This window comes from Sphingomonas melonis (genome assembly GCF_013409985.1).
Classification (GTDB): domain Bacteria; phylum Pseudomonadota; class Alphaproteobacteria; order Sphingomonadales; family Sphingomonadaceae; genus Sphingomonas; species Sphingomonas melonis_A.
Window position 1 is genome coordinate 190,179 of record NZ_JACCBY010000002.1, and the last position, 14,677, is coordinate 204,855.

The window sequence follows — 14,677 nt, forward strand, 5'->3', positions numbered from 1 at the left end:
TCCAAAACTTGGGTCGCGATCCGCCTAAAGCCAATCGGCCAACTTCCCATATCGGCGGCGCCGCTCCTCTTCGCACTGCATCGGCCGACCGGGGGGGCAGTAAGTGCCTCCATTACGCCGCATGACGCCAGCCTGACAGTCACCGCTGCCGATACCCCGCTCACCCCACTGTCACCACAAACCATCGCTCCAGCTAAATTATGTGGTTTCCGTGCAACAATCCACGTTGTACGAGGGGTGGAATGAACGCGGCCCCGACGCCCGATCTGATGACCCCCGCCCCGGACCGCCGGCTGCGCATCACGCCTGCCGTCGAGGCGCTGGTGCTCGTCGTCGCGATCGGCATCGGCGTGGTCACCTATCTGATCCTCGCCGGCGAGGCGGGCAGCTCCAAGGTCATATCGCCGCCGCTGGTTGCCCTGCTGCTCGTCGCCAATCTCGTCTCCGGCGTCACGCTGATGATGCTGATCGGCCGGCGGATCGCCCAGCGCCGCGCCCAGCGCTCGCAGGTCGGCGGCAACGGCCAGCTGCACGTGCGCCTCGTGTCGCTGTTCTCCGTCGTCGCCGCCGTGCCGCTGGTGCTGGTCAACATCTTCGCGTCGCTGCTGTTTCAATATGGCGTCGAATTCTGGTATTCAGACCGCGCGCGCGGGATGCTGGAGAATTCGACGGCGCTGCTCCAGATCAACTACAATCAGGAACTGGCGCGGATCGGGGTCGAGGCCAAGACGATGAGCGCCGATCTCATCGGCTACCTGCGCGAATATCCGATGGACAGCGAGACCTTCGGTCAGGGCTTCGGCTATCAGTTGCTACGCCGCAACCTGTCGGAAGCGGCGATTTACGTGAAGGGCGATCCGCTGCCGGTCGCCTATGTCAATCCTTATGGCCGCAAGCTCGATCGTGTCGTGGCGCCGGGCATGCTCGCGAAGATCGATGCCGGCGCCGGGCGGGTGGTGATCCAGGCGAAGGATCGCGCCGCGCTGCTGATGCCGTTTCCCTATGGCAAGAACGCCTACCTCTATGTGGCGCGAGTCTTCGACCCCGAAGTCGCCGCACAATGGCGCCGTGGCGAACAATTGGTCGCGGATTACCGCGCGATGGAAACCCGATCCCGCGCCCTGCAATTGCGGTTCAACGCCGCGCTGCTGCTCATCTCGCTGCTGATCGTCGCGCTGGTGGTGTGGATTGCCCTGACCGTGGCGGATCGTCTCGTCCGGCCGGTGGGGGAACTCGTCGATGCGGCACGGCGCGTCGCGGCCGGCGATCTGTCGGCGCGTGTGCCCGATCCGCGGACCCGCGACGAAGTCGGCACGCTCGCCAACGCCTTCAACCAGATGACCGGCCGCTTGCAGGAGCAGAACAGCGCCCTCGTCACTGCCAACGATCAGCTCGAGAACCGCCGCGCGCTGATCGAGGCGGTGATGGCCGGGGTGTCCGCCGGGGTCGTCGCGACCGCCGAGGACGGCACCATCCGCATCGCCAACCGCTCGGCAACCGAGCTGATCGGGGCAGGGGAGGACGGCCTGATCGGCCGGCCGCTCACGACGATCGCGCCCGAACTCGCCGATCTCGTCCATGGCCGCGAACGCGAGGCGATCGTGCAGGTGATCCGCAACGGCGAGACCCGCACGCTGGCGGTGCGCATCGCGCGCACCGATGCCGGGCCGATCCTCACCTTCGACGACATCACCCAGCAGCTGCTCGACCAGCGCCGTGCCGCCTGGTCCGACGTCGCGCGCCGCATCGCGCACGAGATCAAGAACCCGCTGACCCCGATCCAGCTCGCCGCCGAGCGGCTCCAGCGCCGCTATGGCAGCAAGATCGATCCGGAGGACACCACCTTCGCGCGGCTGACCGACACGATCGTCCGCCAGGTCGGCGATCTGCGTCGCATGGTCGACGAATTCTCGTCCTTCGCGCGCATGCCCAAGCCGGTGTTCCGCGAGGAATCTCTGGTCGACATCGCGCGCCAGGCGCTCTTCCTGCACGAGGTCGCCCATCCCGGCATCCGCTTCGAGCTCGACCACAGCATCCCCGCGCCGGCCCTTGTGTGTGACCGCAGGCAGCTCGGCCAGGCGTTCACCAACATTGTGAAGAACGCAGTGGAAGCCATTGAAAGCAAAGGGGAAGAAGGCGGAACGGTGCACATGACAGTGCGCGAAGATAGTGGCGTTACGATCGTGGAGGTGGCCGACACCGGCGTCGGCCTGCCACCCGACCGCGACCGTATCGTCGAGCCTTATATGACGACCCGCGCCCGTGGCACCGGCCTCGGCCTCGCCATCGTCAAGAAGATCGTCGAGGAGCATCACGGCACCATGACCTTCGCCGACCGCGACGGCGGGGGGACCGTCGTCCGCATGACCTTCGACGCCGCGGCGCTTGCCGCCCTCGACCAGGGGGCCGCCGCGCCCGAGCCGGCTGGCGAAAGCCAGCTTGCCGCCCTCACACGCAATCGGAATTAGACATGCCGCTCGACATCCTCGTCGTCGATGACGAACACGACATCCGCGAACTGGTCGCCGGCGTCCTCGAAGATGAGGGCTATGAGACCCGCTCCGCCGCCAACAGCGACGCGACGCTGGAAGCGATCGCCACGCGTCGCCCGTCGCTGGTGCTGCTCGATGTCTGGCTGCAGGGCTCGCGGCTCGACGGGCTCGAGCTGCTCGACGAGATCAAGCGCCGCGATCCGTCGATCCCGGTGCTGGTCATCTCGGGCCACGGCAACCTCGACACGGCCGTCGCGGCGATCCGCCGCGGCGCCAGCGACTTCATCGAGAAGCCGTTCGAGGCCGAACGCCTGCTGCTCCTCGTCGCGCGGGCGACCGAGACCGAACGGTTGCGGCGCGAGGTCGCCAGCCTGCGGGTGTCCGCCGGGCGCGAGAGCGACCTCACCGGCAGCTCGGGCGCGATCAATGGCGTCCGCGCCACGCTCAAGCGCGTCGCCGCTACCGGCAGCCGCGTGCTGATCATGGGGCCGGCTGGCGTCGGCAAGGAGGTCGCCGCGCGCCTGCTCCACGGCTGGAGCAATCGCGCGCAGGCGCCCTTCGTCATCGTCAGCGCGGCGCGCATGACCCCCGAACGCGTCGAGGAGGAGCTGTTCGGCGTCGAGGAAAGCGGCGATCTCGTCCGCCCAGGCTTGCTGGAGCAGGCGCATGGCGGCACGCTGTTCCTCGACGAGATCGCCGACATGCCGGTCGCGACGCAGGCGCGCATCCTGCGCGTGCTGACCGATCAGAGCTTCAGCCGCATCGGCGGCACCCGCATCGTCAAGGTCGACGTCCGCGTCGTCTCCGCCACCTCGCGCGACCTGACGCACGAGATCGCCGAGGGCCGCTTCCGCGAAGACCTTTATTACCGGCTCAACGTCGTTCCCGTCGTGCTGCCGGCACTGTCCGAGCGGCGCGAGGACATCCCCGCTTTGGTCGAACATTTCATGGCGCATTACGCCGCCGAACGTCGCGTGCCGACGCCGGAGATCGCGCCGGATGCGATGGTCGCGCTGCAATCCTACGACTGGCCGGGCAACGTTCGTCAGCTGCGCAACGTCGTCGAGCGAACGATCATCCTCGCGCCCGGCGATCGCATCGGCCGCATCGACCTCGACCTGCTGCCCGCCGAAGTGCTCGGCGATCAGGGGGATCTCGGCAACGGCGGCGGGGGCGCGATCATGGGCGCGCCGCTGCGCGAGGCACGCGAGACGTTCGAGCGCGAATATCTGCGCGTCCAGATCCGTCGCTTCTCCGGCAACATCAGTCGCACCGCCAGCTTCATCGGCATGGAGCGATCGGCGCTGCACCGGAAGCTCAAACTGCTCGGCATCACCGACGTGCGGGAGGATTGATCGCTGGACGTGGCGCTCCATCGTTCATAGATGCATCGTGTCGCCCGACCCGGGCGACGATCCGACGCCGGGAAACGGCGCGATAGCGGGCAAACGGCTCGCCAAGAACCGAAAGGCTCATCATGGCCGAAAAACAAGGGTCCCTTCAGGACCTGTTCCTCAATGCCCTCCGCCGCTCCAAGACTCCGGTGACCATGTTTCTGGTTAAGGGCGTGAAGTTGCAGGGCATCGTCACCTGGTTCGACAATTTCTCGGTGCTGCTGCGCCGCGACGGTCAGTCCCAGCTCATCTACAAGCATGCCATTTCGACGATCATGCCGTCGGGTCCGATGGACATCGCCGCGCTGATCGAGTCGGTCGGCGAGGCGCAACGCAAGCAGCCGCTGTTGCAGGAGATCTTCCTCAACGCCGTGCGCAAGTCCGAGGATTCGGTGACGATGTTCCTGATCAACGGCGTCATGCTGCAGGGCCAGATCGCCGGATTCGACCTGTTCTGCATGCTGCTTCAGCGTGAGGGCATGGCGCAGCTCGTCTACAAACATGCCGTATCGACGATCCAGCCCGCGCGCGCGCTCAACCTCGCCGATGAAGGGGAGACGGAAGACTGACCGTGACCAATGGCTTCAATCGCGATCGTGACGATTTCGCCCGTGGTGGCCGCACGCTGATCGTGCTGCCCGATCAGGGCGATGCCCATCGCGATGCCGACGCCCGCCTTGATGAGACCGCAGGGCTCGCCGCCGCCATTGGACTCGTCGTGACCGAAAAGGTCGCGGTGCGGGTGAGGGCGCCCAAAGCGGCGACCCTGATCGGCAGCGGCCAGGTCGAACAGCTGGCGGTGCAGGTGCGGCAGAACGAGGCCGACCTCGTCGTCTTCGACGCCAGCCTGACGCCCGTGCAGCAGCGCAATCTGGAAACCGCGCTGGAGGCCAAGGTGATCGACCGCACCGGGCTGATCCTCGAAATCTTCGGTGAGCGTGCCGCGACTGCCGAGGGGCGGTTGCAGGTCGAACTGGCCCACCTCGATTATCAGGCTGGCCGACTGGTGCGCAGCTGGACGCACCTTGAGCGGCAGCGCGGCGGCTTCGGGTTCCTTGGCGGTCCGGGCGAGACCCAGATCGAGGCCGACCGCCGGTTGATCCGCGATCGGATGGCGCGGCTGCGGCGTGAACTGGAGCAGGTCAGCCGCACCCGCGGTCTGCATCGTGATCGACGCCAGCGCGCGCCGTGGCCGATCATCGCTCTGGTCGGCTACACCAATGCCGGCAAGTCGACGCTGTTCAACCGCCTGACCGGCGCGCATGTCATGGCCGAGGACCTGCTGTTCGCCACGCTCGACCCGACGCTGCGGCAGATCTCGCTGCCCGGTATCGACAAGGCGATCCTGTCGGACACGGTGGGATTCGTTTCGGACCTGCCGACGCAGCTCGTCGCGGCCTTCCAGGCAACGCTGGAGGAGGTGGTGTCGGCCGATCTGCTGATCCACGTCCGCGACATCGCGCATCCCGAAACGGAGGCGCAGCGCAGCGACGTCGAGGCGGTGCTGGCGGAGATCGGCGTGTCTGAACTGACGCCGCGCTTCGAGGCTTGGAACAAGCTCGATCTGCTCGATGCCGAGCGGCACGAGGACGTGCTGGTCGAGGCGAGCCATCGCGACGATGTCGTCGCCATTTCCGCGCTCGGCGGGGAGGGGATCGACGATCTGATCGAACAGGTCGCCGCCAAGCTGACCGCCGGCCACCGGCGCTACTGGATCACGCTCGACGCGGGAGACGGTGCCGGCGCCGCTTGGCTGCATGCGCATGGCGAGGTGCTCGGTCAGGTCAGCGAGGAATTGCAGACGCAATATGAGGTGCGACTCGCCGAACGGGATTACGAGCGCTTCTTGCAGCGGTAAGGGGCGGGGGCTGTCAGCCCCCGCGCTTCACCTGCTGCCAGAGCGCTTCCTTCTCATCCAGGCCGAGAGCCGCAAAGCGCTCGCCGGCAAGCGCCTCCATCGCGCGGAAGCGGCGCTCGAACTTGGCATTGCCGCGGCGTAGCGCTGCCTCCGGATCGACGCCGAGATGGCGCGCCCAATTGACCGCGGAGAAGAGAAGATCGCCGATCTCGTCTTCGATCTCGTCGCCCGTCGCGGCGGCGACCTCTTCGATTTCCTCGAGGAGCTTGGCGCGGGGACCAGTGTCGTCGGGCCAGTCGAAGCCGACCCGCGCCGCGCGCTTCTGAAGCTTTACCGCGCGCATCAATGCCGGCAGCCCGGCGGCGACGCCGGCCAGCGCACTTGCGTCGTCTTTACCACTGCGCTCGGACGCCTTGATGTCTTCCCAGCCGGGACTTGCCGTAGCGTCACTGAAGATATGCGGGTGGCGGCGTTCCATCTTGTCGCTGATCGACGCGACGACATCGGAAAGCGTGAAGGCGCCGGCTTCCTCCGCGATCCGGCTATGGAAGACGACCTGGAGCAGCAGATCGCCGAGTTCGTCCTTGAGGTCGGTGGCGTCGTCGCGTGCGATCGCATCGGCGACTTCATAGGCTTCTTCGATCGTGTACGGCGCGATCGTCGCCCAGGTCTGCGCCACGTCCCAGTCGCAGCCACGCTGCGGATCGCGCAGGCGCGCCATGATCGCCACGAGCCGTTCTATCATCTGCAGCCCCCTCCCGATTCGCCAAACGTAAAATCGATAATAGACATTATGTAAAATCTTGGTGGTGGTGCGGCTGGAGGATGAGCGTCTGCCCCTCAACCCGCCACGATTTCAGCTTGGACAGGAAGTTCATCCCAAGCACGTCGGTATCGCCAAACGCCGGCGATACGACGACGCCAAGGTCGCGCGCGGCGATGTCGCCGACCCGCAGCTCGCGGACCGTGGCGGTCTGGGCGTTGATCTGGCCGTTGGCGGTAGTGAGTATCACCGGGATGACGCTGTTGCTCACGTCGAGCGCGGCCGCCTGCGCCGTCCGGGTCGACAGCGCGGTAACGGTGGCACCACTGTCGATCAGCATGCGTCGCGGCACGCCGTCTACCGTCACCCGCGCCCAGAAATGTCCGTCTGCCGCCATGCGGATGCGCGTCTCGCGACCGACGACATTCTGGTCCTCAAGCTTCAGCAGGCTGGCGACCCGCTGTAGATACGGGCTGAACTGCTCGCGCTGGCCTACGACGACGACCAGCAGCCCGATGATGACCGCCCAGGCGGCGAGCGACATGACGACCCGCAGGATCGGCACGCGGCGCGCGATCAGTGCCGAAATCGGAAAGATGAGCAGCACCAGGTAGAAGAGCGCCGAGCCGCTCACATCCGTGTTCATGGCGTGAATTCAAGTCCGTCATAGCCGGGTTCGACGCCTGGCGGCAACGTCGCCACCAGCGTGGCGTAATCCATGCTATGATCCATATGTATGAAGGCTGACCGGCCGGGGCGCAGTTGCTCGATCCAGTCGAGGACGGCCGGAACATCGGGATGCGTGGGATGGGGCGCATAGCGCAGCGCATCGACGATCCATACGTCGAGCCCGGTGTAAAGCGCGCGCATCGCCGGGGTCAGTTCGTGGAAGTCGGTCGCATAGCCGATCACCGCGCCGCCCGCGGAGAAGCGCAGCCCGGCGGAGGTGATGCGGCCGTGCGGCTGATCGACGACATCTACGGTGATGCCGCCGATCGTCAGCCGATCGGGCAGTTCGGCCGCCTGCACCGTCGGCGGGTAGCCCTGCCGCCCGGCGAAGACATAGGTGAACTTGTCGTGCAGGGCGGCGAGCGTCTTCGGCCGGGCATAGCCCTGTACCGGCCGGCCCAGCGCGTGGAAGATCTGGCGGACGTCATCGATGCCGTGGCAGTGATCGGCGTGATCGTGCGTCCAGATGATCGCGTCGACCGCCGCGACATCGGCGGCGAGCAATTGCTCGCGCATGTCCGGCCCGGTGTCGACGAGGATGCGCGTCCCCTCATGCTCGACCAGCAGCGACGCACGGGTACGGCGGTTCCGCGGCTCGCCCGGATCGCACGTGCCCCAATCGTTGCCGATCCGTGGCACGCCCGACGACGTGCCGGAGCCGAGAATACGGACCTTCACCGCTTCGCTTTATCGAACAAGATGAAGAAGTTGTCGGCTGTTCTTGCCGCCAGTTCTTCGATCTGCTCGCCACGCAGATCGGCAAGGAACGCGGCGGTATCGGCGACGAAGGCGGGCTCGCCGGGTTTGCCGCGGTTGGGCACCGGCGCCAGGAACGGCGCGTCGGTCTCGATCAGCAGCCGCTCGATCGGCAGCCGCGCCGCGGTCTCCTGCAAGTCCCGCGCGTTCTTGAACGTCACGATGCCGGAAATCGAGATGTAGAAGCCGAGGTCGAGCGCCGCATCGGCGAAGGCACCGCTCGCGGTGAAGCAATGGATGACGCCGGTATAGGGCCCCTGCTCCCTCTCCTCACGCAGGATCGCCAGCGTGTCCTCTTCCGCGTCGCGGGTATGGACAATCAGCGGCAGGCCGGTGTCGCGACAGGCAGCGATATGCGTGCGGAAGCTCGCCTGCTGCCGTTCGCGGTCAGACCGTTCGTAATAATAATCGAGGCCGGATTCGCCGATCGCGACGACGCGTGGATGCGCCGCGCGGTCGACCAGCGTCGCCCGGCCGACATCGGGATAGGCGTCGGCCTCATTGGGATGGATGCCGATCGCTGCCCAGACGTCGGGTTCACGCTCGGCGGTCGCGACGACCGCATCCCATTCGCTCTCGCGCGTCGAGATATTGAGCATCGCGCCGACGCCCCGCGCCCGCGCGCGCGCGAGCACCTCCCCCTGCTGCTCGAACACCCCCTTGTAGTTGAGGTGGCAGTGGCTGTCGGCGAACATCATTCCGCCACCGGCAGTTCGAGCCGCGGAAAGACCGGCGCCGGCGGTGCGATCACGAAGCCGGACGCGGCCTGGCGCGCATACCAGCCGTCATCGTCGATCGCGGCATGATCGCGCTCGGTCGCGCCGATCTGGTCCAGCACCTTGGCCGCCGCATCCGGCACCACCGGCAGGATCGCGATTGCCAGCATGCGGATCGCGCGCACCAGCGTGCCGAGCACCGCATGCATCCGTTCCGGATCGGTCTTGCGCAGCGCCCAGGGGGCCTGCGCGTCGATATATTGGTTGCAGGCGAAGACACCCCGCATCCATGCCTCGATCCCCTGGCTCAGCATCAGGTCGTCGAACGCGGTCTTGAGCCCGGCACAGGCGACGACGATCTCCTCGATCAGCATCGCGTCCGCGGGATCGCTGCGTCCGGCATCCGGGAACGCCCCGCCGAGGTTCTTGGCGATGAACGACAGGGTCCGTTGGGCAAGGTTGCCGAAGCTGTTGGCGAGTTCGGCGTTGACGCGTGTTACGATCGCCTCGGCCGAATAGCTGCCGTCCTGGCCGAAGCTGACTTCGCGGAGCAGGAAATAACGTACCGCATCGACGCCGAACGCCTGCGTCAGTTCGTCCGGGCTGACGACGTTGCCCACCGATTTCGACATCTTCTCGCCGCGGTGGAGCACGAAGCCGTGCGCGAAGACCTGCTTCGGAACCGGCAGGTTCGCCGACATCAGGAACGCGGGCCAATAGACGGTGTGGAACCGGGTGATGTCCTTGCCGATCAGGTGCAGGTCCGCCGGCCAGAAGCGTGCCAGCGCCTCATTGTCATCGGGATAACCGGCGCCGGTGAGGTAATTGGTCAGCGCATCGACCCACACGTACATCACGTGACCGGGACTGTCCGGCACCGGCACGCCCCAGTCGAAGCTGGTCCGCGACACCGACAGGTCGGACAGGCCGCCCTCGACGAAGCGCATCACTTCGTTGCGCCGCGTCTCCGGCCGGATGAAATCGGGGTTGGCGGCGTAGAGATCGAGCAGCGGCTGCTGGTATTTCGACAGGCGGAAGAACCACGTCTCCTCGGCGGTCCACTCGACCGGCGTACCCTGCGGCGAAAGGCGCTGCCCCCCTTCCCCGTCGATCAATTCCTTTTCGTCGTAGAAGGCCTCGTCGCGGACCGAATACCAGCCCTCGTAACGGTCGAGGTACAGGTCTCCCTTGTCGCGCATTGAGCGCCAGATCGCCTGGCTGGCGGCATAATGCGCCGGCTCGACGGTGCGGATGAACCGATCGTAGGAGATCTTGAGCGCGTCGGCCATCTCGCTGAAGTGCGACGACATCTCATCGGCAAAGGCGCGCACCTCGACGCCGCGTGCCCGCGCGGTCTGCGCCATCTTGAGGCCGTGCTCGTCGGTGCCGGTCTGGAAGCGGACGTCGCGCCCCGCCTGGCGCTGGAAGCGCGCGATCGCATCTGCCGCGATCATTTCATAGGCGTGGCCGATATGCGGGCGCCCGTTGGGATAGTGGATCGCGGTCGTGATATAATAAGGATCGGCCATGCCGGCCTCCTAGTCGATCAACCCGGCGAGGTGAAGCGGCCTCAGCGCAGCGCCGCGACGATCGCCGCCATCTCGAACACCGTCGCCTGCGCGTCGAGCGACAGCCCTAGCGCCGCGCCGGCGAGATCGCGCGCTGCCGCCTGCGCGTCGAGCGCGGTCTTGAGCCGTGGCCCGGTGCGCGTCCGCGCCTCGCGTGCGATCATGGCGGGCACGCGGTCGAGGAACGCCTCGTAGCGTGCGGCATTGCCCTTTCCCGCCAGCGCCTTGGCGAGCGCGGCGCGGCGGGCGTTCATCGGATCGCCATCCTCGGCGATACCGGCGATCGCGCGGTCGAGCCCGTCGATGTCGAGCCCCGCATAGCGTATCGCACGCCCCGGTGCCCCTTCCCCGGTCCGCACCAGCGCCGCGATCTCGCCCTCATCCGCCTCAGGCAGCGCCTGTCGCAACGCCCCGGCCATGTCGGTATCATCCAGCGCACCGAAGCGTAGCACCCGGCAGCGCGACCGGATCGTCGGCAGCAGCCGGCCCGGCGCATGGCTGACGAGCAGGAAGATGGTGCCCGTCGGCGGCTCTTCGAGATTCTTGAGCAGCGCATTGGCGCCGTTGCGCTCTAGGTCGTCGGCCGCATCGATGATGACGACGCGGCGCGCGCCCATCGCCGGGGTGGTCGCGAAGAGCGGCTGGAGGCTGCGCACCTGTGCGATGGTGATGCTGCGCGCCAGATCCTGATCCGGCTTGTCGGGATCCTTGGGCAAACGCTGCATGATCCGCAGATCGGGATGCGAGCCGGCATCGACCAAGGCGCGGGTCGGATGACCGTCCGGCACGACCAGCCCGGGCGCCGACACGCCGGCCGCGCTCGCCTCGGCGAGCATGCGCACCGCGGCGGCATGCGCGAAGCTTGCCTTGCCCACGCCTTCGGGACCGACCAGCAGCCAGGCATGATGCAGCGCGCCGCCACGCAATGCCGCGGCGAAGGCGGCATGCGCGTCGGCGTTCCCGAACAGCTCGGTCACGGCCGCGCCATCAGCCGAAGAACGACGTCAGCCCCGCCCACGCCCGGCCGAAGAAGCCGGCCTCGCCGATGTCCTTGTCGGCGACGAGCGGCAGGCGCTGCTCGGGCAGGTCGGGCGCCTTGACGACGAGATCGGCGATATGCTGCCCCGCCTTGATCGGCGCGCGGATCGGCCCGTCATAGACGACCTTGGCGCTCATCTGCGGCACCGCGCCCGCGGGAACCGTGACGGTCAGCTGCCGCGGCGCGACGAGGCCGACGCTGCTCGAACTGCCCATCTGGACTTCCGCGGTCGACACCTGCTTGCCCTGCGCGACGATCGGCTTGGCCTGCCATGCGCGGAAGCCCCATTCCATGAAGCGCACCGATTCCTCGGCACGGGCGCCCGACGAGGTCAGTCCGGCGACGACCATCACCAGCCGCCGGCCATTCTGCTCCGCCGACCCGGTGAAGCCATAGCCGGCCTCCTCGGTATGGCCGGTCTTCAAGCCGTCGGCACCGGTGACGCGGCCGAGCAGCGGATCGCGATTGGCCTGGGTGATGTCGGCGCCCGCGCCGAGCGTCTTGCCCCAGGTGAAGCTGCGCAGCGAATAGAAGCGCTTGTAGAGATCCGGGAAGTGCTGGATCGTCGCGCTGGCGAGATGGGCGAGATCCTTGGCGCTCACATAGGTGACGCCATTGTCCGGCCAGCCGTTCGACGTGCCGAAATGGCTGTTGGTCAAACCGAGCTTCTTCGCCTGATCGTTCATCCGGTCGGTGAAGGTCTGTTCCGTTCCCGAAATGCCTTCGGCGAGCACGACGCAGGCGTCGTTGCCCGAGAGCGTGACGATGCCCTTGAGCAGGTTCTCGACGCTGACATTCTCTCCGGTCGACAGGAACATGGTCGATCCAGCCTGCGGGCCGTGCCAGCGCTTCCACGTCTCGGGACGGACCTGGAAGGTCTGGTTAAGCTTCAGCTCGCCCTTCTTGATCATGTCGAACGCGACATAGACCGTCATCATCTTCGCCATCGATGCCGGCGGCATGCGGCGGTCCGCATCGCGCTGATACAGGACTGCGCCCGACGACAGGTCTTCCATATAGGCGATCGGCGCGGTGCCCTGGAACTGGGGCGCAGCGGCGACCGACGGAACGGCGGCGGCAACGATCGCGAGGGGGGCGGCAATCAGCTTGTTCATGACGTCGACTGGGCTTTCCGGAAGATAAGCGAGAATGGCAGTGGCATAGCGACGCCGGAGCGCGCCGTCAGCCCTCTACCGCATCGGCGAGCAGGCCGACCGACAAAGCGTAGAAGTTCGAGCAATTGTAGTCGAGGATCACCCGGTAATTGCCGGTCAGCAGATAGGCGGTCGCGCCCGGCCCGTCGGGCTCGATCAGCGTCGCCTGCACGCTGTCGGCCGGCCATCCCCTGCCCTGCGGCACCAGCCCGAGCGCGCGCCATTCCGCCATGGTCCGCCAGCGGCTGTGCCGCTCGAAGACGCGCGGGCAGCGCGGCGAGATCATCCGGCTGGTGAGACTGCCGCGATCGAGGCCGGGCGGCACGGTCACCGCGACGCCCCACGGCTGACCGGGCCGCCAGCCGGCATTGGCGAAATAATTGCCGATCGACGCCAGCGTGTCCGCCGGGCTGGTCCAGATGTCGGCACGGCCGTCGCCGTCTCCGTCGCGCGCGACCCGCAGGTACACCGAGGGCAGGAACTGCGGGTTGCCGGTGGCGCCGGCCCAGCTCCCCTTCAACTGCTCGCGCGGAATGCCGCGATCGAGGATCTTGAGCCCGGCGATGAACTCGCCCGCGAACAGGCTGCGCCGTCGCCCCTCATAGGCAAGGCTGGCAAGGCTGCGGAGCAGATCGAAATTGCCCGTATAGGCACCGTAATTGGTTTCATGGCCCCAGATCGCGACCATGATCGATTCGGGCACGCCGGTCTCGCGCTCGACGCGAGCCAGCCGGGCACGCTGTGCCTGATAGGTGCTGCGCCCGCGCCCGATCCGCGCGGCGTCGACATGGCTCGCCTTATAGGGAGCGAATGGCGGGGTCGCGGTGCTGCCCGGATTACCGGGCTGGGCGCGATCGAGCTGGATGGTGCGGTCGCTCAGCGTCAGCGTGGGGAACACGGCATCGATCGTACGCTGCGTCACCCCTTCGGTCAGCGCCTGCTGCCGCAGCGTTTGCAGATAGGTCTGAAACCCCGCCTCATCCTGCGCCATCGCCGGCGTGGCACTTGCCAGCGCCAATGTCGTTGCCATGACGCCGGTAATCAGCGCGCGTTGCAGTCGTTGCCCCCACATGCCGGCTTGGTGCCACAGCCGGCGGGTGGCGTGAACCTCTTATCGTCGCAGGGGTTGCACGGGCAGCCGTGGTGCGACTATCCGGGACCGGCACGGAGGGATGGCCGAGTGGTTTAAGGCAGCGGTCTTGAAAACCGCCGTAGGTGGAAGCCTACCGTGGGTTCGAATCCCACTCCCTCCGCCAACCCGTCAGTTCCACACCAAGGCGCGATATTCTGCGCGGCGGATACGTAACCGCCGCGGGTATCTTGCCTGGCGTGTCGGACGTGGCAGCCGCCATTCCCCCCGCACCGCAGTTTCTTCTATCGATTTGATCGGGTGACGTCGGGCCTCTCCGACCCCTCACTTAGAAAGTCCAGAAGAAGGGCGGAAAATCGATCTGCTGAATCGACGTTGGAGATGTGAGCTGCACCGTCGATCTCAACATAGCAGCCCTGTGGCGCACGCTGGGCCATATGAAGGTTGGTCTCTGGCGGCGACATCGCATCGAGGTTGCCCGCGATGAAAAGCGTCGGCACGGCGAACGCCGCTAGGCGTTCGGTGACGTCGAACGCGCCGATGCCGCGGGCGACATGGGCGAGCGAGGGGCCATCGGCAGTGGCCGCTATGCCATGCCAGACTTGATAGGTCCGTAAACCGTCGGGCGTCGTCTGGAATGCGGGGGAGACAAGCGACGACCAGTTCTGCTCCAACCGCCGGACCGGACCACCGGGGCGCTCGAAAGTTCTGGCCCAGCCTTCCGTCAGCGCGTGGAAGACGGGTGTGCTCGTCTTCTCGAAACTGTTCGCGACGACCAGTCGGCCGATACGTTCCGGGTCTCGGAGCGCAAGCTCCAGCGCGATCATGCCGCCAAGTGAAAGGCCAACCACATCGACAGGCCCTATACCTAGGTGGGCGAGCAGTGCCTCGATATCGTCGGCGAGCACGGCAACGCCTATTGGCGCCGTCAGCTTGCCCGACGCGCCATGTCCCGCATGATCGGGCACGATCACCCGATAGCCAGCCCCTACCAGCGGTGCGATCTGCGGTCCCCAGGCGCGGCCCGAGTTACTTATACCGTGCAGAAGCAGGATCGGTCGGCCGGTGCCGAATTCGATGAAATAATTGGTGCGGGCAGCCACTTCATAAAAGGCCAT

13 protein-coding genes and 1 tRNA gene are annotated in these 14,677 nt (G+C 66.7%); 5 read left to right on the forward strand and 9 right to left on the reverse strand.

Annotated features, from left to right (window positions below; all coding sequences use genetic code 11):
* The first annotated feature begins 242 nt into the window (after positions 1-242).
* From HD841_RS07565 to hflX, 4 genes are all read left to right on the forward strand, one after another.
* The gene (locus HD841_RS07565) at positions 243-2,468 is read left to right on the forward strand and encodes a sensor histidine kinase NtrY-like (RefSeq protein WP_179508290.1); all 2,226 of its coding nucleotides are present in this window, start codon (positions 243-245) and stop codon (positions 2,466-2,468) included.
* A gap of 2 nt (positions 2,469-2,470) precedes the next feature.
* The gene (gene ntrX, locus HD841_RS07570; RefSeq protein WP_179508291.1) at positions 2,471-3,847 is read left to right on the forward strand and encodes a nitrogen assimilation response regulator NtrX; all 1,377 of its coding nucleotides are present in this window, start codon (positions 2,471-2,473) and stop codon (positions 3,845-3,847) included.
* A gap of 122 nt (positions 3,848-3,969) precedes the next feature.
* On the forward strand, positions 3,970-4,455 hold the full coding sequence (hfq, locus tag HD841_RS07575; RefSeq protein ID WP_037536445.1) for an RNA chaperone Hfq: 486 nt from the start codon (positions 3,970-3,972) through the stop codon (positions 4,453-4,455).
* A 2-nt stretch (positions 4,456-4,457) separates the two neighbouring features.
* Complete coding sequence (gene hflX / locus HD841_RS07580) at positions 4,458-5,744, forward strand: GTPase HflX (RefSeq protein WP_179508292.1); 1,287 nt, start codon at positions 4,458-4,460, stop codon at positions 5,742-5,744.
* Between the two features lie 13 nt (positions 5,745-5,757).
* Here hflX and mazG read toward each other — a convergent pair whose 3' ends face one another.
* From mazG to HD841_RS07620, 8 genes are all read right to left on the reverse strand, one after another.
* Positions 5,758-6,489 carry a nucleoside triphosphate pyrophosphohydrolase gene (gene mazG / locus HD841_RS07585; RefSeq protein WP_179508293.1) on the reverse strand — a complete coding sequence of 244 codons (732 nt, stop codon included), beginning with the start codon at positions 6,487-6,489 and terminating at the stop codon, positions 5,758-5,760.
* Between the two features lie 46 nt (positions 6,490-6,535).
* Positions 6,536-7,153, reverse strand: coding sequence for a retropepsin-like aspartic protease family protein (locus tag HD841_RS07590; protein ID WP_179508294.1), 618 nt, complete (start codon positions 7,151-7,153; stop codon positions 6,536-6,538).
* The gene (locus HD841_RS07595; protein WP_179508295.1) at positions 7,150-7,914 is read right to left on the reverse strand and encodes an MBL fold metallo-hydrolase; all 765 of its coding nucleotides are present in this window, start codon (positions 7,912-7,914) and stop codon (positions 7,150-7,152) included. The genes HD841_RS07590 and HD841_RS07595 overlap by 4 nt, the downstream gene beginning before the upstream one ends.
* A complete protein-coding gene (locus tag HD841_RS07600; RefSeq protein WP_179508296.1) occupies positions 7,911-8,687 on the reverse strand; it encodes a TatD family hydrolase in 777 nt (258 codons plus the stop codon). Before HD841_RS07600 ends, HD841_RS07595 begins: the two co-directional genes overlap by 4 nt.
* Positions 8,687-10,237, reverse strand: coding sequence for a methionine--tRNA ligase (gene metG, locus HD841_RS07605; protein ID WP_179508297.1), 1,551 nt, complete (start codon positions 10,235-10,237; stop codon positions 8,687-8,689). Before metG ends, HD841_RS07600 begins: the two co-directional genes overlap by 1 nt.
* 41 nt (positions 10,238-10,278) lie before the next feature.
* Positions 10,279-11,253: a DNA polymerase III subunit delta' gene (locus HD841_RS07610; RefSeq protein WP_179508298.1), complete on the reverse strand. Its 975-nt coding sequence runs from the start codon at positions 11,251-11,253 to the stop codon at positions 10,279-10,281.
* Positions 11,254-11,263: 10 nt separating this feature from the next.
* Entirely contained in the window at positions 11,264-12,430 is a 1,167-nt protein-coding gene (locus tag HD841_RS07615; protein ID WP_179508299.1) for a D-alanyl-D-alanine carboxypeptidase family protein, read from the reverse strand.
* 67 nt (positions 12,431-12,497) lie between these two features.
* Entirely contained in the window at positions 12,498-13,499 is a 1,002-nt protein-coding gene (locus tag HD841_RS07620; RefSeq protein WP_257015346.1) for a lytic murein transglycosylase, read from the reverse strand.
* A gap of 136 nt (positions 13,500-13,635) precedes the next feature.
* On the opposite strand from HD841_RS07620, the gene HD841_RS07625 reads away from it, so the two are divergent.
* Positions 13,636-13,725: transfer RNA gene (locus tag HD841_RS07625), tRNA-Ser, on the forward strand.
* A 118-nt stretch (positions 13,726-13,843) separates the two neighbouring features.
* Here HD841_RS07625 and HD841_RS07630 read toward each other — a convergent pair.
* The gene (locus HD841_RS07630; protein ID WP_179508301.1) at positions 13,844-14,677 is read right to left on the reverse strand and encodes an alpha/beta fold hydrolase; all 834 of its coding nucleotides are present in this window, start codon (positions 14,675-14,677) and stop codon (positions 13,844-13,846) included.

Excerpts from the sequence above, each read along its gene's own strand:
- HD841_RS07565 (WP_179508290.1), top strand. The coding sequence starts at position 243 with ATGAACGCGGCCCCGACGCCCGATCTGATGACCCCCGCCCCGGACCGC.
- ntrX (WP_179508291.1), top strand. The coding sequence starts at position 2,471 with ATGCCGCTCGACATCCTCGTCGTCGATGACGAACACGACATCCGCGAA.
- hfq (WP_037536445.1), top strand. The coding sequence starts at position 3,970 with ATGGCCGAAAAACAAGGGTCCCTTCAGGACCTGTTCCTCAATGCCCTC.
- mazG (WP_179508293.1), bottom strand. The coding sequence starts at position 6,489 with ATGATAGAACGGCTCGTGGCGATCATGGCGCGCCTGCGCGATCCGCAG.
- HD841_RS07590 (WP_179508294.1), bottom strand. The coding sequence starts at position 7,153 with ATGAACACGGATGTGAGCGGCTCGGCGCTCTTCTACCTGGTGCTGCTC.
- HD841_RS07600 (WP_179508296.1), bottom strand. The coding sequence starts at position 8,687 with ATGTTCGCCGACAGCCACTGCCACCTCAACTACAAGGGGGTGTTCGAG.
- metG (WP_179508297.1), bottom strand. The coding sequence starts at position 10,237 with ATGGCCGATCCTTATTATATCACGACCGCGATCCACTATCCCAACGGG.
- HD841_RS07615 (WP_179508299.1), bottom strand. The coding sequence starts at position 12,430 with ATGAACAAGCTGATTGCCGCCCCCCTCGCGATCGTTGCCGCCGCCGTT.
- HD841_RS07620 (WP_257015346.1), bottom strand. The coding sequence starts at position 13,499 with ATGGCAACGACATTGGCGCTGGCAAGTGCCACGCCGGCGATGGCGCAG.
- HD841_RS07630 (WP_179508301.1), bottom strand. The coding sequence starts at position 14,677 with ATGGCCTTTTATGAAGTGGCTGCCCGCACCAATTATTTCATCGAATTC.